Genomic DNA, 21,738 nt, shown 5'->3' with positions numbered 1-21,738 from the left:
GAGATAGCCCTGCGCCAGACCGGCGCCCGCTATGTACAGCTCGCCGGGAGCGCCCGGCGGCACCAACTGCAGCGCGGCGTCCAGGACGTAGAGCCGGTGGTTGTCGAGGGGCTCACCGATCGGGATGGCGCCGGCGTGGTCCAGCGGGCGGTGGATGCGGTGCGTGGTGGCGAAGGTGGTGGTCTCCGTCGGGCCGTAGCCGTTGACGACCGTCAGCTCCGGGCATTGGTCCATGACACGGCGTACCGCCTCCGGCGGGACCACATCACCCCCGCCCAGACCTCACGCACCCCGGCGAACGCCTCGGGCGCCTCCTCCGCCATCACCCGGAACAGGCCCGCGGTCAGCCAGAGTGCGGTGACCCGGTGTTCGGCGAGCAGGCGCTGGTAGTCGGCGGGGGCGAGATGGCCGCGCGGCGCCACCACGACCGTGCGGCCGTTCAGCCACGGCACCCAGATCTCGTACGTGGAGGCGTCGAAGGCGGCCGGCGAGTGGAAGAGCACCCGTTGGTGGTTGCCGTTCTTGTACATGGTCTGGGCGGCCAGGTCCGCGACGTTGCGATGCGTGACCGCGACGCCCTTCGGCACACCCGTCGAACCCGACGTGAACATCGCGTACACGGGCTGGTCGGGGTGGATGGCGTACGCCGGTGCGGTGGCGGGCAGATGACCGAGGTCGGTGCCGGCGCCCAGGACGACGACCTGCGCGTCGGTGTCCAGGACGACCTGGTGGTCCGACAGTGCCTGGTCGGTGAGCAGGACCGGTGCCCGGGTGTCGGCCAGGATCTGGACGAGCCGGCTGTCGGGGTCGGTGGTGTTCAGCGGGGCGTACACGGCGCCGGCCTTGACCACGGCGAGCAGTGCGGTGAGCAGGTCGGTCGAGCGCTCCATCAGGACGGCGACCACGTCGTGCTGCCGGATGCCGAGGTTGACGAGGTGGTGGGCCAGCCGGTTGGTGGCCTCGTCGAGTTCGGCGTACGTCAGGTCGTGGTCCTCGTCCACCAGGGCTATCGCGTCGGGGGTGCGGGCGGCCTGCGCGGCGAACAGCTCCGCCAGGCTCTGCTCGGACGTGCCGGTCGCGGCGCCGCTGCGCTCCTCCAGGAGCAGCCGCCGCTCGTGCTCGCCCAGCAGGTCGAGGACGGACAGCGGGGTGTCGGGCGAGGTGACCACGGCCTCCAGCAGCCGGTTCAGCCGGGCCATGAGGGCGTCGATCGTCCGGGCGTCGTACAGGTCGGTGGCGTACTCGATGGTGATGTCCAGGCCGTCGGGCCGGCCGTCACGGGCACGGTGCTCGGCGAAGCCGAAGGTCAGGTCGAACTTGGCGATCTGCAGGGCGCTGTACTCGGTCCGGGCATCGAGCCCCGGGAACCCGATGACGTCCGATCCGGCCTCGCCCATGGTGAGCATCACCTGGAAGAGCGGGTGGCGCGAGGCGGAGCGCTCGGGGTTCAGCACCTCGACCAGCCGGTCGAAGGGCAGGTCCTGGTTGTCCCAGGCGGCGAGGTCCGTCTTGCGGACCCGGCCGAGCAGCTCGCGGAAGCTCGGGTCACCCGTGACGTCCGTGCGCAGCACCAGCGTGTTGACGAAGAAGCCGACCAGGCCGTCGAGTGCCTCGTCGATGCGCCCCGACACCGGGGAGCCGATCGGGATGTCCGGACCGGCGCCGGAGCGGGACAGGGCGGTGGCCACTGCGGCCTGGACCGCCATGAACAGCGTGGCGCCGGACTCCCGTGCGAGGTGGGTCAGGCCGGTGTGGATGTCGGCGGGCAGGCGGGCGTCGCAGGTGGCGCCCACGTACGAGGCGGAGGCCGGACGCGGACGGTCGGCCGGCAGCGTGGCCTCCTCCGGCAGTTCCGCCAATGCCTTGCTCCAGAAGTCGAGTTGACGCGAGCCTGCGCTCTGCGGGTCGTCGCCCTCACCGAGGAGTTCCTGCTGCCACAGGGTGTAGTCGGCGTACTGGACCGGCAGCGGCTCCCACGCGGGCACGATGCCTCGGACGCGTGCCTCGTAGGCGGTGGCGAGGTCCTGGAGCAGGGGGGCGGTCGAGCCGCCGTCCGACACGATGTGGTGCATCACGATGAGCAGGACGTGCTCCTGCTCGCCGAGGGCGATCAGGCGGGCCCGGACCGGCAGGTCCACCGCGAGGTGGAAGACCTGGGCGGACTCCTCGGCGAGCACGGCCGGCAGCGTCGCGGCGTCGGCCGGGACGACCTGAAGCGCAAGCTCCACGTCCTCCTCGTCGAGGATGTGCTGGTACGGGGTGCCTTCCCGGTCGGGGAAGAGGGTGCGCAGGCTCTCGTGCCTGCCCACCACGTCCAGGAGCGCCGAATGGAGTGCCGCGCGGTCGAGTTCACCGTTGAGACGGACGGCGAGCGGGATGTTGTAGGTGGTCGACGGCCCTTCCATCTGGGCGATGAACCACAGCCGCTGCTGGGCGAAGGACAAGGGAATCACTTGGTCACTCCCATCCGGCGCATCGGCCGAAGTTTGGGCCGTGCGGCCTCGGCGCCGTCGAGCTTCTCGACGAGCGTGGCCACGATCGGGTTTTCGAAGAGGGTCGCCACGGAGAGTTCGACCCCGAGGACGGTGCGGATCCGGCCGACGAGCCGGGTGGCGAGGAGCGAATGTCCGCCGAGGTGGAAGAAGTGGTCGTCGATGGTGACGGACGGCAGTGCGAGTACCTCTGCGAAGAGACCGCACAGGACTTCTTCCTTGCCGGTGCGCGGCGCGCGCCCGGTGGCGTCCTTGACGAACTGCGGTGCGGGCAGGGCGCGTCGGTCGACCTTGCCGTTGACGGTGAGCGGGATCTCGTCCAGGACCATGAAGGCGGACGGGACCATGTAGTCGGGCAGCAGTCCTGACACCTGCCGCTGCGTGTCCTCCGGCTCGATCCGCGCGCCTTCCTCGGCGGTGAGGTAGGCGACGAGGCGTTTGTCGCCCGGCCGGTCCTCCCGGACCACGACGGTTGCTTGCGCCACGCCCGGCCGGCCGGCGAGGACGGTCTCGATCTCGCCGAGTTCGATGCGGAAGCCGCGGAGCTTGACCTGCTGGTCGGCGCGGCCGAGGTATTCGAGGGAACCCTCGTGGTTCCAGCGGACCAGGTCACCGGTCCGGTACATCCGGGTGCCGGAGGGGCCGTACGGGTCCGCGACGAAACGGTCCGCGGTCAGCGACGGGCGGTCCAGATACCCCTGCGCCAGACCGGCCCCCGCGATGTAGAGCTCGCCGGGAGTACCCGGTGCGACCAGTCGCAGCCCTTCGTCCAGGACGTAGAGCCGGTGGTTGTCGAGGGCCTCGCCGATCGGGATGGCACCGGCGTAGTCCAGCGGCCGGTGGATGCGGTGCGTCGTGGCGAAGGTGGTGGTCTCCGTCGGACCGTAACCGTTGACCACTGTCAGCTGCGGGCAGCGGTCCATGACGCGGCGTACCGCCTCCGGGGGAACCACATCTCCACCGGCCCACACCTCACGGACCCCGGCGAACGCCTCCGGAACCTCCTCCGCCATCACCCGGAACAACCCCGCCGTCAGCCACAACGCGGTGATCCGGTGTTCGGCCAGCAAGCGCTGGTAGTCGGCGGGGGCCAGGTGTCCTGCGGGGGCGACGACGAGTGTGCCGCCGTTCAGCCACGGCACCCACATCTCGTACGTCGAGGCATCGAACGCCATCGCCGAGTGGAACAGCACCCGCCCGTGATTCCCGTTCGCATACACGGTCTGAGCAGCCAGATCCGCCACATTGCGATGCGTGACCGCAACACCCTTCGGCACACCCGTCGAACCCGACGTGAACATCGCATACACCGGCTGATCCGCATGCACCACAACCAACGGATCCGAGGAATCACCCTCACCCCCGACACCGGACCCAGCACCCGCACACCCGCCGGCACCACCACCGCACCCGGATCCCGGTCCGTCACCACATGCGACACACCCGACCCACCAACAATCAACTCCACCCGATCAGCCGGATAACGGGTATCCAACGGCACATACACCGCACCCGCCTTCACCACCGCCAACGTCGTCACCACCGCACCCACCGAGCGCTCCTGGAACAACGCCACCCGACTACCCGGCCGCACCCCCTCACCGATCAACCGACGCGCCGCACGATTGGCCAGCACATCCACCTCACGGTAGGAAAACGCCCGCCCCTCACCCACCACAGCGACCGCATCCGGCGTCCGCACCACCTGCGCCGCGAACAACTGCGCAAGACCCGCATCAGGAGAACCGGTCACCTCACCGGCCCACTCCCCCAACAACACCCCACGCTCACCCGCCGACAACAACTCCAGCTCACCCACCGGCACATCCGGAGCCGACGCCACAGCACCCAGCAACCGCACCAGACGCTCACCCGCCAACTCCACCGAACGCGCGTCATACAGATCCGTCGCATACTCGATCGTGATGTCCAGCCCACCCGGCCGACCCTCACCCGTACGGTGCTCGGCGAAGCCGAAGGTGAGGTCGAACTTGGCGATCTCCACCTTCGAGAACTCGTACGACGCTTCCAGCGAGGGAAGTTCGGGGGCCTCGGCCGACATGTCGCCGACGGTGAGCATGACCTGGAAGAGGGGGTGCCGGGCCGTGGTGCGCTCGGGGTTGAGTGCCTCGACCAGCCGGTCGAACGGCAGGTCCTGGTGGCTCCAGGCAGCCAGGTCGGTCTCCCGGACCCGGGTCAGCAGCTCCCGGAAGCTCGGGTCGCCGCTGGTGTCGGTGCGCAGGACGAGGGTGTTCACGAAGAAGCCGACGAGGTCGTCGAGGGCCGGGTCGGTGCGCCCGGCGACGGGTGAGCCGAGCGGGATGTCGTGCCCGGCCCCGGAACGGGACAGCAGGGTCGACACCGCCGCCTGGGCCACCATGAACAGCGTGCTGCCGGTGTCCTGGGCCAGCGAGGTGAGCGAGTCGTGCAGGCCGGCCGGGCAGTGCACGGTGTGCGTGGTGCCCCGGTTGGAGGCGGTGGCCGGCCTGGGCCGGTCGGCCGGGAGAGTGGCTTCTTCCGGGAGTTCGGCCAGCACGGTGCGCCAGTAGTCGAGCTGGCGCTCCTCGTCGCTGCCCAGGAGCCGTTGCTGCCACAGCGAGTAGTCGGCGTACTGGACCGGCAGCGGCTCCCACGCGGGGCCGTGCCCTCGGTACGGGCCTCGTAGGCGGTGGCCAGGTCGCGGAAGAGCGGACCGTTTGACCAGCCGTCGGAGGCGATGTGGTGGATGACCAGCAGCAGGATGTGTTCCTGGGCGCCGAGCGAGAGCAGATGCGTGCGGATCGGCGGCTGGACGGACAGGTCGAAGGCGGCCGAGGAGAGGTCGGCCAGCCGTGCGGTGAGTGCCTCCTCCGTGGTGGTGATCAGTGGGAGGTCTGCGGCGGCCGGGGCAGCACGCGCTGGTGGGGTGTGCCCTCGTGGGTCGGGAAGACGGTGCGCAGGCCTTCGTGGCGGGTGGTGAGGTCGGTGAGGGCGAGTTGGAGTGCGGAGTGGTCGAGGGGCCTTTCAGCCGCAGGGCGAGGGGGATGTTGTAGGTGGCCGACGGGCCTTCCATCTGGTCGAGGAACCACAACCGCTGCTGGGCGGAGGACAGTGGCACGCGCTCCGGCCGCTCCTCCGGCAGCAGCGCCGGCCGGGGAAGTTCGCCGCTGCCCGCGGTGACGCAGTCGGAGAGGGCGAGCACCGTCGGGTTGCGGAACAGGTCCTTCACCCCGAGCTGGACCCCGAACGCCCGCCGGATACGGCTGATGAGGCGGGTACCCAGGACCGAGTGGCCGCCCCGGTGGAAGAAGTGGTCGTCGATGGTGACCGACGGCAGTCCGAGAACGGCGGCGAAGAGTCCGCAGAGGACCTCTTCCTGCGGTGTGCGGGGGGCCCGCCCGTTGGTGGCCTGGGAGACCTGCGGGGCGGGCAGGGCGCGTCGGTCCACCTTGCCGTTGGTGGTGAGGGGGATCTCGTCCAGTACGACGAAGGCGGACGGGATCATGTACTCGGGCAGGGCGTCCGAGACATGCGCGCGCAACTCGGAGACGTCGATCCGGGCGCCGTCGGCGGCGACGAGGTAGGCGGCCAGGCGTTTGTCGCCGGGCCGGTCCTCCCGGACCACTACGGTCGCCTGGCCCACACCCTCGTGGGCGCTCAACGCCGTCTCGATCTCGCCGAGTTCGATGCGGAAGCCGCGGAGCTTGACCTGCTGGTCGGCGCGGCCGAGGTACTCGACCGAGCCGTCGAGGTTCCAGCGGACCAGGTCACCGGTCCGGTACATCCGGGTACCGCCCCGGCCGAACGGGTCGGCCACGAAGCGCTCCGCCGTCATGCCCGGCCGCCCGAGGTAGCCACGTGCCAGGCCGGCGCCGGCGATGTACAGCTCGCCGGGGGTACCCGGCGGCACCAACTGCAGCGCGGCGTCCAGGACGTAGAGCCGGTGGTTGTCGAGGGGCTCACCGATCGGGATGGCGCCGGCGTGGTCCAGCGGGCGGTGGATGCGGTGCGTGGTGGCGAAGGTGGTGGTCTCCGTCGGGCCGTAGCCGTTGACGACGGTGAGGTCCGGGCACCGGTCCATGACGCGGCGTACCGCCTCCGGCGGAACGACATCACCGCCCGCCCACACCTCACGCACCCCGGCGAACGCCTCCGGAACCTCCTCCGCCATCACCCGGAACAGCCCCGCCGTCAGCCACAACGCGGTGATCCCGTGCTCGGCCAGCAGCCCGCCCAGCGAGCCGGGGTCGAGGTAGCCCTGAGGAGCCACCACGACGGTGCCCCCGTTCAGCCACGGCACCCAGATCTCGTGCGTCGACGCGTCGAAGGTGTGCGGCGAGTGGAAGAGCACCCGTTCGTGGCTGTCGTTCTTGTACATGGTCTGGCCGGCCAGGTCCGCGACGTTTCGGTGCGTGACCGCGACACCCTTCGGCACCCCCGTCGAACCCGACGTGAACATCACGTACAGCCACTGGTCGGGATGGGCGGGGAGCGCCGGTGACGTCGAGGGGAGGTGGGCGAACCCGGCGACCCCGTCGAGCACGACCGTCTCGGCGGCCGTCCGGGCCACGACCGGGTGCTCGGCCAGCGCCCGGTCGGTGAGCAGCACCGGTGCCCCGGTCTCCGCCAGGATCCGCAGCAGGCGGGTGTCGGGGTCCGCGGTGTTCAGCGGGGCGTAGACGCCGCCGGCCTTGACCACCGCGAGGAGCCCGGTGAGCAGGTCCGCCGACCGCTCCATCAGGACGGCGACGACGCTCTCCGGACGGACGCCGAGGCCCACGAGGTGGTGGGCCAGCCGGTTGGCGTCCTCGTCCAGCTCCGCGTAGGTCAGCTCCCGGTCACCGTCGACCAGGGCGATCTCCTCCGGGGTACGGGCCGCCTGTGCGGCGAACAGCTCCGCGAGCCCCGCCCCGGTGGATTCGGTGACCGTGCCGTTCCATCCCTCCAGGAGCTGGTGACGCTCCTGCGCACCGATGAACTCCAGTTCACCGACGGGGATTTCCGGGTGCTCGACGGCGTCGGCCAGCAGCCGGACCAGCCGGTCGGTGACGGCCTCGACGGTGCCTGCGTCATACAGGTCGGTGGCGTACTCGACCCTGATGTCCAGCCCGCCGGGGAGGCCGTCCGGTGTGCGGTGTTCGTGGAAGGAGAAGGTCAGGTCGAACTTGGAGATCTCCAGCGCCGTGAAGCCCGACTCGGCCGAGTTCCCGGGGAGTTCGAGGGTGGGGTGAGGGCTTCCTGAAGGGTGAGGACCACCTGGAAGAGGGGGTGCCGGGCGGTGGAGCGCTCGGGATTGAGGGTCTCCACCAGCCGGTCGAAGGGCAGGTCCTGGTGGGCCCAGGCCGCCAGGTCGGCCTCGCGGACCCGGGCGAGCAGCTCCCGGAAGCTCGGATCGCCCGACAGGTCGGTGCGCAGCACAAGGGTGTTGACGAAGAAGCCGACCAGGTCGTCGAGTGCCTGCTCCGACCGGCCGGCGATCGGGGCGCCGATCGGGATGTCGTCCCCCGCGCCGGAGCGGGACAGCGCCGTGGCGACGGCGGCCTGGGCCACCATGAAAAGGGTGCTGCCGGTCTCCCGGGCCAGTCGCGTCAGTGCGTCGTGCAGCTCGGCGGGGACGTGGACGCCGTGGGTGGTGCCGCGGTAGGTGGCCACCGCCGGACGAGGGCGGTCGGCCGGCAGGGTGGCCTCGTCGGGCAGCCCGTCCAGGGTGTGGCGCCAGAACTCGGCCTGCCGCTCCCCGTCCGCCGCGAGCAGTTCCTGCTGCCAGAGGGTGTAGTCGGCGTACTGGACCGGCAGCGGCTCCCAGGCGGGTGCTGCGCCCTCGGTCCGCGCCGTGTAGGCGGCAGCCAGGTCCCGCAGCAGCGGGGCGGTGGACCAGCCGTCGGAGGCGATGTGGTGCATGACCACCAGCAGGACGTGTTCCTGGTCGCCCAGCTCGAACAGGGCGGCCCTGATCGGGAGTTCGGACTCCAGGTCGAAGCTCTGGGCAGCGTGTGCGCCGAGCTCCGCCTCCAGTGTGGTCTCGGTCGCCGCGACGGCCGGCAGTTCCACCCGGACCTCGGCCGCCGGCAGCTGCCACTGGTAGGCGCAGTCGTCGGCCGTCCCGAAGAGGGTGCGCAGCGATTCGTGCCGCACCACCAGGTCGGTGAGCGCGAGCTGCAGCGCCTGTTCGTCGAGGGCGCCCGTGAGGCGCAGCGCCAGCGGAATGTTGTACGTCGCGGACGGCCCTCCAGGTGGTGCAGGAACCAGAGGCGCAGCTGGGCCGAGGAGAGCGGCACCCGCTCGGGCCGCTCCGCCTGCCGCAGCGCGGGACGTGCCACCGTCTCGCCGCCCGCTTCGACGTATTCGGCCAGAGCAGCGGCTGTCGGGCCCTGGAAGAGGTCCCTGACGGTGATCTGGACGCCGAAGGTCTGCCGGATGCGGCTGATGAGCCGGGTGGCGAGCAGGGAATGTCCGCCGAGGTGGAAGAAGTGGTCGTCGATGGTGACGGACGGCAGTGCGAGTACCTCTGCGAAGAGACCGCACAGGACCTCCTCGACCGGCCCCCGGGGCGCACGCCCGGTGGCGTCGTTGCCGAGCTGGGGTGCGGGCAGGGCGCGTCGGTCGACCTTGCCGTTGACGGTGAGCGGGATCTCGTCCAGGACCATGAAGGCGGACGGGACCATGTAGTCGGGCAGCAGTCCTGACACCTGCCGCTGCGTGTCCTCCGGCTCGATCCGCGCGCCTTCCTCGGCGGTGAGGTAGGCGACGAGGCGTTTGTCGCCCGGCCGGTCCTCCCGGACCACGACGGTTGCTTGCGCCACGCCCGGCCGGCCGGCGAGGACGGTCTCGATCTCGCCGAGTTCGATGCGGAAGCCGCGGAGCTTGACCTGCTGGTCGGCGCGGCCGAGGTATTCGAGGGAACCCTCGTGGTTCCAGCGGACCAGGTCACCGGTCCGGTACATCCGGGTGCCGGAGGGGCCGTACGGGTCCGCGACGAAACGGTCCGCGGTCAGCGACGGGCGGTCCAGATACCCCTGCGCCAGACCGGCCCCCGCAATGTAGAGCTCGCCGGGAGTGCCTGACGGAGCCAGCTGCAGTGCCTCGTCCAGGACGTAGAGCCGGTGGTTGTCGAGGGCCTCGCCGATCGGGATGGCACCGGCGTAGTCCAGCGGCCGGTGGATGCGGTGCGTCGTGGCGAACGTCGTGGTCTCCGTCGGACCGTAACCGTTCACGACGGTGAGGTCCGGGCAACGGTCCATGACCCGGCGTACCGCCTCCGGCGCAACCACATCACCCCCGCCCACACCTCACGCACGCCGGCGAACGCCTCCGGAACCTCCTCCGCCATCACCCGGAACAACCCCGCCGTCAGCCACAACGCGGTGATCCCGTGCTCAGCGATCAGCGCTTCGTACGCTGCCGCGTCGAGGTGTCCTGCGGGGGCGACGACGAGTGTGCCGCCGTTCAGCCACGGCACCCACATCTCGTACGTCGAGGCATCGAACGCCATCGCCGAGTGGAACAGCACCCGCCCGTGATTCCCGTTCGCATACACGGTCTGAGCAGCCAGATCCGCCACATTGCGATGCGTGACCGCAACACCCTTCGGCACACCCGTCGAACCCGACGTGAACATCGCATACACCGGCTGATCCGCATGCACCACAACCAACGGATCCGAGGAATCACCCTCACCCCCGACACCGGACCCAGCACCCGCACACCCGCCGGCACCACCACCGCACCCGGATCCCGGTCCGTCACCACATGCGACACACCCGACCCACCAACAATCAACTCCACCCGATCAGCCGGATAACGGGTATCCAACGGCACATACACCGCACCCGCCTTCACCACCGCCAACGTCGTCACCACCGCACCCACCGAGCGCTCCTGGAACAACGCCACCCGACTACCCGGCCGCACCCCCTCACCGATCAACCGACGCGCCGCACGATTGGCCAGCACATCCACCTCACGGTAGGAAAACTCCCGCCCCTCACCCACCACGGCGACCGCATCCGGAGTCCGCACCACCTGCGCCGCGAACAACTGCGCAAGACCCGCATCAGGAGAACCGGTCACCTCACCGGCCCACTCCCCCAACAACACCCCACGCTCACCCGCCGACAACAACTCCAGCTCACCCACCGGCACATCCGGAGCCGACGCCACAGCACCCAGCAACCGCACCAGACGCTCACCCGCCAACTCCACCGAACGCGCGTCATACAGATCCGTCGCATACTCGATCGTGATGTCCAGCCCACCCGGCCGACCCTCACCCGTACGGTGCTCGGCGAACGAGAACGTCAGGTCGAACTTCGCGAAGCGCAGCCAGGTGAACTCGGACTCGGTGTCCAGGTCCCCGGCGACGAGTGTCGGCGTGGCCGCGTCCGTCAGCGTGAGCATCACCTGGAACAGGGGGTGCCGGGACGCCGAACGGTCCGGGTTCAGGGCCTCGACCAGCCGGTCGAACGGCAGGTCCTGGTGGCTCCAGGCAGCCAGGTCGGTCTCCCGGACCCGGGTCAGCAGCTCCCGGAAGCTCGGATCGCCCGACAGGTCGGTGCGCAGCACGAGCGTGTTGACGAAGAAGCCGACCAGGTCGTCGAGTGCCTGATCCGTGCGGCCGGCGATCGGTGAGCCGAGCGGGATGTCGTGTCCGGCCCCGGAACGGGACAGCAGGGTCGACACCGCCGCCTGGGCCACCATGAACACCGAGGCGCCCGACTCGCGCGCCAGCTCCGCGAGCGAGGAGTGGATGCCCTCGGGGCAGTGCACGGTGTGGGTGGCGCCGCGGTAGGAGGCGACCGCCGGCCGCTGCCGGACGGCGGGGAGGGTGACTTCCTCCGGCAGCTCGGCCAACGCCTGCTTCCAGTAGTCCAGTTGCCTGGCCGCGACGCTCTCCTGGTCCGCGGGGTCACCGAGGATGCCCCGGTGCCAGAGGGCGTAGTCGGCATACTGGGCGGGCAGCGGCTCCCAGGCGGGGCGCTCGCCGCGCGAGCGCGTGGCGTACGCGGTGCTGAGGTCGCGCATGAGCGGCTGGTAGGACCAGCCGTCGGCCACGATGTGGTGCATGACCACCAGGAGCACGTACTCGCGCTCACCGAGGCTGAACAGCCGGGCGCGGAAGGGCAGATCGGCCGCCAGATCGAAGATGCGCTCCGACTCGGCGGTGAGCAGCGCGGCAACGGTGTCCTCGGTCGCCGGGGTGAGCGGCAGCTCCACCCGGACGCTGTCGGCCGGCAGGATCCGCTGGTAGGTCTGCCCCTGGTCCTGTCCGAATACGGTCCGCAGGCTCTCGTGGCGTCCCGCGACATCGGTGAACGCGGACTCCAGGGCCGCGACGTCGAGGTCACCGCGGACCCGGACGGCGAGCGGGATGTTGTACGTCGCCGACGGGCCCTCCAGCTGGTCCAGGAACCAGAGGCGCTGCTGGGCCGCCGAGAGCGGCAGCGGCTGCGGCCGCTCCTGGGCCGTGAGGGCGGGGCGGGCGGACTCGCCGCCGCCGGTGGCGACGTACTCGGCGAGCAGCGCCACGGTCGGGTAGTCGAAGAACTGCCGCAGTGTCAGCTGGACGTCCAGGACGGTGCGCACCCGGCTCACCAGTCGGGTCGCCAGCAGCGAGTGTCCGCCGACGGCGAAGAAGTCGTCGTCGATGCCGATCGACGGCAGGCCGAGGGAGTGCGCGAACAGGCCGCAGAGGACCTCCTCGACCGGGTTGCGCGGGGCCCGGCCGTTGGGTGCCGCGCCGGCCCGGGGCGCGGGCAGTGCGCGCCGGTCGAGCTTGCCGTTCGGGGTCAGTGGCAGGGTTCCCATCGGCACGACGGCCGAGGGAACCATGTACTCGACGAGCTGGTCACCCGCGTGGCGGAGGAGTTCGGCTCCGTCCAGGACGCCCTCCTCGACGGGTACGACGTAGGCCACCAGGCGCTTGTCGCCGGGCCGGTCCTCGCGGACGATGACGGCGGCCTGGGCGACGGAGGGGTGGCGCACCAGCACGGTCTCGATCTCGCCGAGCTCGATGCGGTTGCCGCGCAGCTTGACCTGCTGGTCCGCGCGGCCGAGGAAGAGGACCTCCCCGTGCTCGTTCCAGGCGGCGAGGTCGCCGGTGCGGTACATGCGGCTGCCGGCCGGGCCGTACGGGTCGGCGGTGAAGCGCTCGGCGGTCAGGGCCGGGAGCCGGCCGTAGCCCTGGGCGAGGTGCGGGCCCGCGACGTAGAGTTCGCCGGCCTCGCCCGGGGCGGTGTGGCGCAGGTCGCCGTCCAGGACGTACATGGCGGTGTTCGCCATCGGAACGCCGAGGTGCAGCCGGTCGAGGGTGCGGACCTCGGGGGTGAAGGTCTGGTAGCTGCAGAAGACGGTCGCCTCGGTGGGACCGTAGACGTGCACGAACGTGGTGTCCGGGCAGTGTTCGAGGGCGCGTTGGAGTGCGGTGGCGGACAGCACGTCGCCGCCGGTCCAGATCTCGCGCAGCCGCCCGAGGCCGTCGATGGCCTCGTGGGCCATCGCGTCGAAGAGGGCGGTCGTGAAGTACGCGGCGGTCACCTCGTGGCGGGCGATGGCCTCGGCCAGTTCACCGATGTCGATCTTCGGAGCGGACAGCACGACTGCCAGTCCGCCACGCAGCAGCGGCACCCACAGCTCGTACGTCGACGAGTCGAACGGCAGTGGCGAGTAGGCGAGCACCCGCTCGTGGGCCGTGGCGCCGAAGCCCGGGTCCAGGGCCAGTTCGACCACGTTGCGATGGGTGTTGACGACGCCCTTGGGGGTGCCGCTGGAGCCGGAGGTGAACATCATGTAGAGCGCCTGGTCGGGGTGGACCGTGACGTCCGGAGCGGTGGGCGCCGTCCCGGCCGTGGTGCTCGCGTCGTCCAGCCGCAGGACGGGCAGCTCCCCCGCGAAACCGGTCTCCCCGGCCGGGCGGTCCGTCAGCAGGTGGGTGGCCCCGGTGTTGCCGAGGATCCAGCTCAGGCGGTCCTCGGGCTGGCGGGGGTCCAGGGGACGTACACCCCGCCGCTCTTCAGCACGGCGAGCACCGTGACGACGTAGGCGAACGAGCGGTCGAAGAGGAGGCCGACGGCGTCGCCCGGCGTGACGCCCTCGGAGACGAGCCGGTGTGCGAGAGCGTTGGCCGCGCCGTCCAGTTCCCGGTAGGTGAGACGGCCGTCCTCGCGGACGAGGGCGACGGCCTCCGGGGTGCGGGCGGCCTGCGCGGCGAAGAGCACGTGCAGCGCACCCACGGGAAGGTCCTCGGCCGTGTCGTTGTACGTGGCGACGTGCGCGGGGACGCCGACGCCGAGGGAGAGAGCTGGATCTGCTTGCGGCTGGGACATCTCGACACCTTCTTGGTAGCTCGGATCTCGTGGTCTCGCGGCGTGCCGGGAGACCGACGGAGCCACGGTGGATGACGTGCGGGTGGTGCGAAGTCGTGCGGTGCGCAGGGGAATCAGCCGGTGCGGGAGACCATCGCGGAGTCGGCCGGCAGCAGGACGTCGTCCGCTTCCAGGGCGTTCGCGTGGTACTTGCCCACCGCGCTTATCAGCAGCCGCAGTTCCAGGGCGATGCTCTCGACCAGCCGGACCAGTCCGCTCTCGGCGTCCTCGTCCACGGCGAGCAGCGCGGCCCGGCCGAGGCCGACGGCGCGCGCGCCGAGGGCCAGCGCCTTGGCGGCCCTGCTGCCCTCCCAGATCCGCCCGCTGGCGAGCAGGCAGTGGTCGGTGCGGCCGATGCGGGTCAGGCACTCGCCGAGCGGGAGCCCGACCTGGCCGAGGAAGGTGGTCGGCGCCCAGGCGGTGCCGCCCTCCGCGCCGTCCACCGTGACGGAGTCCGCGCCGGCCGCCCAGGCGGTGGCCGCGGCGAGGGCCACGTCGCGCCCGGGGTGCAGCTTCACCCACACCTTCACGCGGGGGAAGTTGTTGCGCATCAGCCGGATCTGCTGGCGCAGGATCTCCTCGGTGAAGGTGCCGGGGCTGCTGATCCGCAGCACCGAGTCGCTGTCCGCGCCGAACACCGCGTCCAGGGCGTACTGTTCGGCGACCCTGCCGCCGGCCTCGCGGCCCAGGACGGTGAGTCCGCCGAGCCCGGGCTTTGCGCCCTGGCCGACCTTCAGTTCGAAGGCGAGCCGGCCGGTGGCCAGCAGCGGCTCGGAGACGGGGTCGCTGTAGACCTGGTTCCACACCTCGGCGTCCGCGTCCTCGGTGGACTGCTGCACGACCACGCCGCCGTGCTCGTCGTCGGCGGCGGCCGTGTAGGCGGCGATCCGGCCGAGCAGCGGGGAGGACCCGGAGTCGGAGGCGGCGCGGTAGCCGTTGACCGGCACGACGTTCTCCCCGATGACCATCGGGATGCCGAGCTGTCCGGCCTGACGTCCGGCCGCCTCGCCCAGGTCGTGACTGGCGACCTGGGTGGAGCCGAACGCGGACACGTACAGCGGCAGCCGGGAGGTGAACCCACCGATCACCGTGTCCAGTTCGACGTCGGTGTAGAGCGGTTCACGGGCCAGGTCGATGAGCTTCTTCAGCCGCTCCGGCATGAACACGGGAGGGACGATCCTGGCGCGTTCCAGCAGGTCGTGCGGGTCGTGGCCGGCCGGGAGCGCGCCGAGCAGGCTGCTGCCGTAGGACTCCAGCGCGGGAAAGGCCCCCGCCGCTCCGGCCCTGGCCCGGTGCCGCACCTGTTCCTCGGGGAAGCCCGCGGCGCTCAGTACGGCGCTCATGCCGACACCACTCCCGGGAGCTTGGGGTAGGCGCTGGCCTCCCAGGCGGCGGTGCGGCCGGTGACGTACCGGGTGAAGCGCTCCAGGCCGATGCCGAACCCGGAGCTGGCGGGGATGCCGCGGCGGGCCAGGTCGAGGTACCAGCCGTACTTCGCGGGGTTCTCGCCGGTCTCCCGCATCCGGGTGACCAGGGCCGCGTAGTCGTGCTCGCGCTCGCTGCCGCTGGCGAGCTCGCCGTAGCCCTCGGGTGCGATCAGGTCGAAGTTGCGGAGGATGCCGGGACGGTCGGTGTCCTCCTGGTCGTAGAAGCCCCGCGAGCCCTTGGGGTAGTCGACGACGAAGAAGGGGCGGCTGGTCTTCGCGGAGAGGATCTCCTCACCCTCCCAGTCGATCTCGGCGCCCGGGTCCTGCGGGTGGCCTAGCGCCACCAGGTCCGCAGTCGCCTCCGCGTGGGTGGTGCGGGCGAACGCGCCGTGGACCACTTCCCGGAAGGCGTCCCGGTCCCTGCCGAGGAGCTCCAGGTCACCCGGCATGTCGCGGACGACCTCGTTCACGACGTGCGCCACGAGCCGCTCGGCGAGCTCCATCGCGTCCTCGCGGCCCGCGTCGCGGATCTCCACGTCGATCTGGTGGAACTCGGCGAGGTGGCGGTGGGTGACAGCCGTCTCGAGCGGTTCCAGGCGCACGTTGGGTGCGATGTAGAAGATCTTGTCGAAGGCCAGCAGCGACGCCTGCTTGTAGAGGATCGCGCTGGTCATCAGCTTGTACTTGTGTCCGTAGAAGTCGACGTCCACCTGCTTGGAGCCCCGGATGCCCGGGTCGGTCACCGGCCCGATGACCGGCGGCAGCAGCTCCTGGAAGCCCTGCGCGGTCAGGAAGGCGCGGGTCGCCGCGAGCATGCGGCTCTGCACCCGCAGCGTGGCACGGGTCGGCTCGGCCATCAGGTGCTGGTCGGGAGAGGCCGGGAACGCGGGCGCGACGCGGCCGTAGGGCTCGGCGATCGTGGTGGTCATGGTGCTACCTCCTGGGTGTGCTGCCGATGGGCTGCCGGGCGACGGGCCGCCGAGGGAAGCGGGGGGCGGGAAGCGGACGGGGGAACGGTGCGGTCGTGCCGGCGCTGCACGAACGACAGGGCGTCGTACAGCCCGGCGGCGGTGAGCCGCCGGCCGCGGTCGCGGACGGGCCCGAGGGGCATCGCCCCGATCTCGGACCAGTTGAGGCGGCCGGACCCGTCGATGTGGCTCCGGGTGCGGCCCGCGTTGTCGGGGTGCAGGCAGTAGGGAACGTCGAGGTATCCACGGGCGAAGGCCTTCAGCAGGGCCTGTCCCAGGTCGTCGTCGAGATCGAGTACGGCGTCCACGAGGGCGCGTGCCTCGGCGTAGACGGCGTTGTCCGCCTGGTCGGTGTGCGGGGACGCGTCCCCGGGCCGGGCGTCGGTCGCGTCCCGGTGCCGGGCGGCGGCCCGAGCGGCGATCCGCAGGGCCTCGACGTTCTCCGCCACGGTCGGGATGCGGTGTGCCTCGGCCGCCGTCTTCACGATCAGCCGGGCCGCCCCGGTGTCCACCGCCAACTCGGCCGAGCGCTCCAGGAGTTCCAGGGAACCGCGCCGGGTCTGAGGGTAGAGGCCCATGTAGGTGTAGAGGACGATGTGCCAGTCGGTGTCCGGCAGGAATTCACCGGCCAGGCGGCGCAGCGCGTGCACCGCCTCGCGGTCCTGCGCCGCGTTGGTCTGCTGGGCGTAGCTGAGCGAGATGCTGCGCAGCCCCGCCCGGTGAAAGAAGAGCGCCTCCAGCGCGCTGATCGCGACGAGCAGGCCGGGCGGGCACAGCTGGCCGAGCATGCAGCCGCCGAAGGTCTCCAGGTGCGGTTCCGCCCCGGTGCCGCGCAGGGCGGCGAGGAAGTCACAGCTCTCCTGCCAGTTGCGTACGGAGTCCAGCAGCGGGGTGCGTCCGTAGGGCAGGCAGTAGGAGACCGGGCCGCCCTCCGTCGCGTCGAGGCCGAGCCGGGCCAGCGCGGCGACGATGCGCTGCGGGCGCGCCGATCCGTGCCGGATCTGCACCGGGAAGCCGGCGTCCCGGACGCCGTCCAGGACCCAGCCCGAGGTGTGCGGACTGTAGGAGGTGATCGGGAACCCGTTGAGCGGGACGCCGCTGTTCAGCGCCCGGACTGCGGAGACCTCGTCGCTGACCCGGGTGTAGCTGTCGATGGTCATGGTGCCGACGACCGCGTCGGCTGCTCCCTTGGTGGCCAGCAGGCCGGCCCGCATCAGCGCGGGGTCGGAGAACCCCATCCGGGGCTGCACCACGAGAGTGCCGCGTGCCTGCGCCTCGGCGACGAAGCGACCGAAGGAGAGCGGGCGGGGGTGGGGACCGGTGCGGTTCCCGGGCACCGCCGTGCGGACCGGTGCGGTCATCGTTCCACCTCCCTGGGCAGCGTGCCGACGTAGGACTCGAAGGCGGAGATGTCGGCGCCGTCCTGGAAGACCGCGTCGAACCCGGCCCTCATGAGTGCGTCGGCCTTCTCCTCCCCGGCGCCGGACACGCCGAGCTTGCCGCCGATGACGGCCGGCAGGCCGGTCAGCTCCCAGCGCGAGCGGATGGCCCCGATCAGCGGCTCGGCGTCGTTGAAGCCGTGCCCGTTGACGCTGCTGACGACCAGTAGGTCGGGCTGGTACTTGCAGCAGGACTCGACGATCTCGTCCTCGGGCACACAGGAACCCAGATTGACGACCTTGTGCCCGAGGTCTTCGAGCAGCAGTTGGATGTAGATGAGATTCCAGGTGTGAGCATCGGACTGAAGTCCGGTGACAACAACATCCAGCGGCCCGGATCGATGACGAGCCGCCCATTCCGCAGGCTTCATTGTTCGCTTCGTCCACATCATTGGATGACAAGGGGAGAAAGAGATCCAGGCTTGCCCGGAACTTCCTTTCGGCCACCACCGTAGATTCGCCCCGGAGGCGTTTCCGGCGTGAGCGGCGGCAACTGGGCGGCAGGAAAGGAGCAGTTGACCGACAGTCCCGTGCCGGGCGGCCGACGGGGCGTGAGACTGGCCGTACTGCACCCGCAGAATCCAGCCTCCGGCCCCGTGCACAGCGCCGGCGAACGACCGAGGAGTCATGACATGGCAGAGACCGGCCACAGCGTCCGTGCGGCGGACGTGCTCGCGGACGTGCTGGCGGAGGTACGGGAGAGCGTCGACCGGCGGGAGGCGCTGGGCGAGGCGCAGATCGCCGTCCTGGAGGCCGCGGTGAACATCGTCCGCGCTGGTCAGACCGGGTTCGAGGTGCCGCCGGTGGAGCGTTCGGAGCTGGTGCGCGAGGCGCTCGGCGCGGTGCGCGCGGCCACCGTGGCCACCGGGTTCGCCCTCACGTACGCGCATCAGACGGCCCGGGTGCTCGCCTGACTCCGCGCTCCGTGGTGCCGCCGATCTGCCTGGCCTTCTGCCCGGCGAGACGGCCGGCGGCTCCTAGCATTTGATGCAGCCGAAACACTCAGGCACACCTGACGACCGAACGCATACCTTCGTCCAACCGAGGTGGAAATCATGGCAACCAACCCGTTCGAGGACCCCCAGGGCCGCTATGTGGTGCTGGCCAACGAAGAAGGCCAGTATTCGCTGTGGCCGGTCCGGATCCAGCAGCCGGCGGGCTGGGAACTGGTGAAGGACGAGGGCAGCAAGCAGGAATGCGGCGAATTCATCGAGGCGAACTGGACCGACATGCGGCCGCGTTCGGTGGTTGCGGCGATGGGTGGCTGAACCCCCGGTTCTCCCAGGTTCCGACAGGGCGGGTGCGAGGCGCGTACGGCGCCTCGCACCCGCCCTTTTCGCGGCCCTCGGACGGTGCCCCGCACCGGCCCTCACGCGCGGCCCGCGGACCGTGCCCCGCACCCGCCCTTTTCGTGCGGCCCTCGGGCCCTGCTCCGCACCGGCGCGGTAGCGCGGCCACGCACGAAGCTCCCGGCAGACACGGGCGACCTCGGTCGTGAGTCCATGTCTGACGGGAGCTTCGTCGGTCTGTGCAGCGGGCGGCCCCGCGCCGCCGGGTGGGCGGGGCGGGGCAGGTGCGGTCAGTCCTGGACGCCGCGTACGCACCACTCCAGGACCGCCGCGGCGGCGGTCATCTTGTGGTGGGCCTGCCGCCAGGCCAGGCTCGACGGGCCGTCGAGCACCTCGTCGGTGACCTCCTCGCCCCGGACCGCGGGCAGGTCGTGCAGGAAGACGGTGCGCGGGCCGCCGAAGCGGTCCAGGAACGCGCGGTTGATCTGGAAGCCGTCGAAGTCGCGGAGCCAGTCCGGGTTCTCCTTCGTCACTCCCATGGTCTGCCACCGGCTGGTGTACACCGCGTCCACCGGGCCCTCGACCTCGTCGGGTGTCACGATCTGGCTCACCAGGGCCTTACCGCCGCTGAGTTCGGCCGCCAGGTCCAGGGTGTCCTTGGGGACCTCGTACCCCCGCGGGCACAGCAGCGTGAGGCGCAGGCCGGGGGTGAGGGCGGCGGCGAGTGCGAGGGCCGCGCCCGAGCTGTTGCCCTCGCCGACGGCGAGGAGGTGCAGGCCGTCCAGTGAGCCGAACTGCTCGGTGAGCGTGGCCAGATCGGCGATCGCCTGGGTCGGGTGCTCGTCCAGGCTCAGGGCGTTGACGACGGCCAGGTCCTCGCTGCTGCCGAGCCGGCGGATCTCCTCCACGTCGCCGTTGGTGCGGACGACGAGCGCGTCGAGGTACTGCCCGAGCACCCGGGCCGTGTCCTCCACCGTCTCGCCGGTGCTGAGCTGCAGCTCGTTCGGACCGAAGGTGATCACATCGGCGCCGAGGCGGGTCGCCCCGCTCCAGAAGGAGGTACGGGTCCGGGTCGAGGACTTGCGGAAGTAGAGACCGACCTGGCGTCCGGCCAGCGGCTTCGGCGCGATGCCGTCGCGGCCGAACGAGACGGCGCGCCGGACCAGGTGGTCAAGCTCGGCGGGCGTGAGGTCGGCCAGCGAGATCAGGTTGCGCATGGGTGAGGTGCCTTTCACGAGGACGATGACGGGCGAGAACGGGGACCAGGGACCGGAGACGGGCGGCGGAGCGGGGAACGGGCAGACCTGGTGTGTCAGTGCGCGGCGACGAGAGCGGCAGGTGCCGTCTCCTGGTCGGCGGCGAGCACCGCGCGGACCAGATTGAGCACCGTGAAGCCCACCGGGTCGCCCGCCGTGGTGGGAAGCCGGCGGATCAGGCCACGGACCAGCAGCGCATGCACGTCACGTGCGGTCGCGGCCATGGAGGTGCCGCAGGCACGCGCGGCGCCGTCCATCGTCCACGGGTCCTCCAGCGTCGCCAGCGTGCGCAGCAGGGCGGCGGCCTGCGGGCCGAGATCGGTCACGGCCGCGGTGAGCCGCTCGCTCAGGGTGGGGCCGGCGGCGGGGTCGGTGGGCGTGACCCCGTCGAGCAGGACCAGCGGTGCGGTACGGGCGATGTCCAGGAGCTGCTGGGGGGAGTACAGCAGCAGCCACGAAGCCGCCGCCTCCAGCGCCTGCGGCATGCCGTCCAGGGCCCGGCAGATGTGGCCGACGGTGGTGACGACGGCATCCGTGGGAAGGAAGTCGGGCCGTGTGTAGCTGACATGGGAGAGCGTCAGCTCGACGGCGTGCCGGTCCGCGACGAGCGGGCCGCCCACCGTGTCGACGGCAAGGTCGGCGGCCGACGGTACCGCGAGCGGGGCCAGCGGCAGCAGCCGCCCGCCCGGCAGCTGGACCGGCCGGTCGGCCGTGGTGAGAATTTTCAGGTGCTCGCAGGTACGCAGCAGACTGAGCAGCCGAGGGGTGACGGATGGTGACGCATCGTGACCGTCCAGCACGATCAGGGTCGGCTTCGACCCTATGAGCGTGGCCAGTTCATCGAATTCCCCGCCGTCCCGCACGAGTGAACGCACCCAGCCGGCGACGGTCGACTGCGGGCTGCCGGGAGCCGCTCCCGCGGTCTCGGCCGTCTCGTCCAGGGAGACCCACAACACCGGGACCCGGTCCTTGGCGTGGATCAGGGATGCCGCCTCCTGGGCGAGCCGCGACTTCCCCACTCCCGGCAGGCCCACCAGGGTCAGCAGTCTCTCGTGATCCGTACGCAACCGGGCTGTCAGCGCCTCCAGTTCCGGCCGCCGCCCCACCAGCGGACGCAGCGCAGGGGGCGGTGTGGCCAGGTCCGCTCCGTAGATGTCCTGGAAAACACGCCCCACGGCCTTTGCATCGACGGCGAGTTCGAGCTCGATGCGTCGCGAGTCGCTCAGCCTCATGGCATTGGCGAGGAGCCTCAGAGTTTCCCTGCGCGGGTGCTGGACCCGTCCCAGCTCCAGGTCGCGAATGGCCCGTACGCTCACCGTGGAAAGCCCCGCGAGCTGTTCCTGGGTGAGCCCCGACCGCCTGCGCGCATTCTGCAGCAGAACGTCAAGCCCGGGTGCGGGCTGGGAATTCATCATTGTCTCCTCGGTCTCCACATGCTCAGAAAATGCAATGGCCGGTTACCCGGCCACCCAGGACTGTCCGGAACGCGAGGCCGGACCGCGACCTTTGCGGTCCGCTCACGCTCCGT

12 protein-coding genes and 7 pseudogenes are annotated in these 21,738 nt (G+C 71.0%); 4 read left to right on the top strand and 15 right to left on the bottom strand.

Annotated features, from left to right (window positions below; all coding sequences use genetic code 11):
• Positions 1-60 precede the first annotated feature (60 nt).
• The 5 genes and pseudogenes from LNW71_RS29290 to LNW71_RS37055 all read right to left on the bottom strand — a co-directional run.
• Positions 61-2,405, bottom strand: a pseudogene (locus LNW71_RS29290) (condensation domain-containing protein); the annotation flags it as partial.
• A gap of 44 nt (positions 2,406-2,449) precedes the next feature.
• The gene (locus LNW71_RS29285; protein WP_250970939.1) at positions 2,450-3,793 is read right to left on the bottom strand and encodes a non-ribosomal peptide synthetase; all 1,344 of its coding nucleotides are present in this window, start codon (positions 3,791-3,793) and stop codon (positions 2,450-2,452) included.
• 122 nt (positions 3,794-3,915) lie between these two features.
• Positions 3,916-5,109 (bottom strand): annotated as a pseudogene (locus tag LNW71_RS37065) (condensation domain-containing protein); the annotation flags it as partial.
• A 77-nt stretch (positions 5,110-5,186) separates the two neighbouring features.
• Positions 5,187-5,291, bottom strand: a pseudogene (locus LNW71_RS37060) (hypothetical protein); the annotation flags it as partial.
• A 370-nt stretch (positions 5,292-5,661) separates the two neighbouring features.
• Positions 5,662-7,302 (bottom strand): annotated as a pseudogene (locus tag LNW71_RS37055) (non-ribosomal peptide synthetase); the annotation flags it as partial.
• Between LNW71_RS37055 and LNW71_RS29275 the strand changes: the two are divergent.
• On the top strand, positions 7,258-7,713 hold the full coding sequence (locus tag LNW71_RS29275) for a hypothetical protein (RefSeq protein WP_250972266.1): 456 nt from the start codon (positions 7,258-7,260) through the stop codon (positions 7,711-7,713). The pseudogene LNW71_RS37055 and the gene LNW71_RS29275 overlap by 45 nt on opposite strands.
• Here the strand turns inward: LNW71_RS29275 and LNW71_RS29270 are convergent.
• Both LNW71_RS29270 and LNW71_RS37050 read right to left on the bottom strand, forming a co-directional pair.
• A complete protein-coding gene (locus LNW71_RS29270; protein ID WP_285803111.1) occupies positions 7,626-8,633 on the bottom strand; it encodes a condensation domain-containing protein in 1,008 nt (335 codons plus the stop codon). The genes LNW71_RS29275 and LNW71_RS29270 overlap by 88 nt on opposite strands.
• Before the next feature lie 236 nt (positions 8,634-8,869).
• Positions 8,870-9,256, bottom strand: a pseudogene (locus LNW71_RS37050) (phosphopantetheine-binding protein); the annotation flags it as partial.
• Between the two features lie 9 nt (positions 9,257-9,265).
• Between LNW71_RS37050 and LNW71_RS29260 the strand changes: the two are divergent.
• Positions 9,266-9,535 carry a hypothetical protein gene (locus LNW71_RS29260; RefSeq protein WP_250970938.1) on the top strand — a complete coding sequence of 90 codons (270 nt, stop codon included), beginning with the start codon at positions 9,266-9,268 and terminating at the stop codon, positions 9,533-9,535.
• Positions 9,536-9,538: 3 nt separating this feature from the next.
• On the opposite strand, the pseudogene LNW71_RS29255 reads toward LNW71_RS29260, so the two are convergent.
• The 6 genes and pseudogenes from LNW71_RS29255 to LNW71_RS29230 all read right to left on the bottom strand — a co-directional run.
• A pseudogene (locus LNW71_RS29255) lies at positions 9,539-10,089 on the bottom strand (AMP-binding protein); the annotation flags it as partial.
• A 122-nt stretch (positions 10,090-10,211) separates the two neighbouring features.
• Positions 10,212-13,792, bottom strand: a pseudogene (locus tag LNW71_RS29250) (amino acid adenylation domain-containing protein); the annotation flags it as partial.
• Positions 13,793-13,905: 113 nt separating this feature from the next.
• The gene (locus tag LNW71_RS29245) at positions 13,906-15,174 is read right to left on the bottom strand and encodes a glutamate synthase-related protein (protein WP_250970936.1); all 1,269 of its coding nucleotides are present in this window, start codon (positions 15,172-15,174) and stop codon (positions 13,906-13,908) included.
• Positions 15,171-16,187, bottom strand: coding sequence for an asparagine synthetase A (locus LNW71_RS29240; protein ID WP_250970935.1), 1,017 nt, complete (start codon positions 16,185-16,187; stop codon positions 15,171-15,173). Before LNW71_RS29240 ends, LNW71_RS29245 begins: the two co-directional genes overlap by 4 nt.
• The gene (locus LNW71_RS29235; protein ID WP_250970934.1) at positions 16,184-17,587 is read right to left on the bottom strand and encodes a methylaspartate mutase; all 1,404 of its coding nucleotides are present in this window, start codon (positions 17,585-17,587) and stop codon (positions 16,184-16,186) included. Before LNW71_RS29235 ends, LNW71_RS29240 begins: the two co-directional genes overlap by 4 nt.
• A complete protein-coding gene (locus tag LNW71_RS29230) occupies positions 17,584-18,036 on the bottom strand; it encodes a cobalamin-dependent protein (RefSeq protein ID WP_250970933.1) in 453 nt (150 codons plus the stop codon). The genes LNW71_RS29235 and LNW71_RS29230 overlap by 4 nt, the downstream gene beginning before the upstream one ends.
• A 261-nt stretch (positions 18,037-18,297) precedes the next feature.
• Here LNW71_RS29230 and LNW71_RS29225 point away from each other — a divergent pair, with 261 nt between their 5' ends.
• Together LNW71_RS29225 and LNW71_RS29220 are read left to right on the top strand one after the other, a co-directional pair.
• Positions 18,298-18,579: a hypothetical protein gene (locus LNW71_RS29225; protein ID WP_250970932.1), complete on the top strand. Its 282-nt coding sequence runs from the start codon at positions 18,298-18,300 to the stop codon at positions 18,577-18,579.
• Between the two features lie 141 nt (positions 18,580-18,720).
• On the top strand, positions 18,721-18,933 hold the full coding sequence (locus tag LNW71_RS29220) for an MbtH family NRPS accessory protein (protein WP_250970931.1): 213 nt from the start codon (positions 18,721-18,723) through the stop codon (positions 18,931-18,933).
• Between the two features lie 311 nt (positions 18,934-19,244).
• Here the strand turns inward: LNW71_RS29220 and LNW71_RS29215 are convergent, their stop codons facing one another.
• The gene (locus tag LNW71_RS29215; protein WP_250970930.1) at positions 19,245-20,171 is read right to left on the bottom strand and encodes an ornithine carbamoyltransferase; all 927 of its coding nucleotides are present in this window, start codon (positions 20,169-20,171) and stop codon (positions 19,245-19,247) included.
• Between the two features lie 95 nt (positions 20,172-20,266).
• On the bottom strand, positions 20,267-21,625 hold the full coding sequence (locus LNW71_RS29210; RefSeq protein WP_250970929.1) for a helix-turn-helix domain-containing protein: 1,359 nt from the start codon (positions 21,623-21,625) through the stop codon (positions 20,267-20,269).
• Between the last annotated feature and the right edge of the window lie 113 nt (positions 21,626-21,738).

This window comes from Streptomyces sp. RKAG290, from assembly GCF_023701695.1.
Classification (GTDB): Bacteria; Actinomycetota; Actinomycetes; order Streptomycetales; family Streptomycetaceae; genus Streptomyces.
Note: the sequence above shows the minus strand (reverse complement) of the source record. Positions and strands in the feature narration are given on the sequence as shown.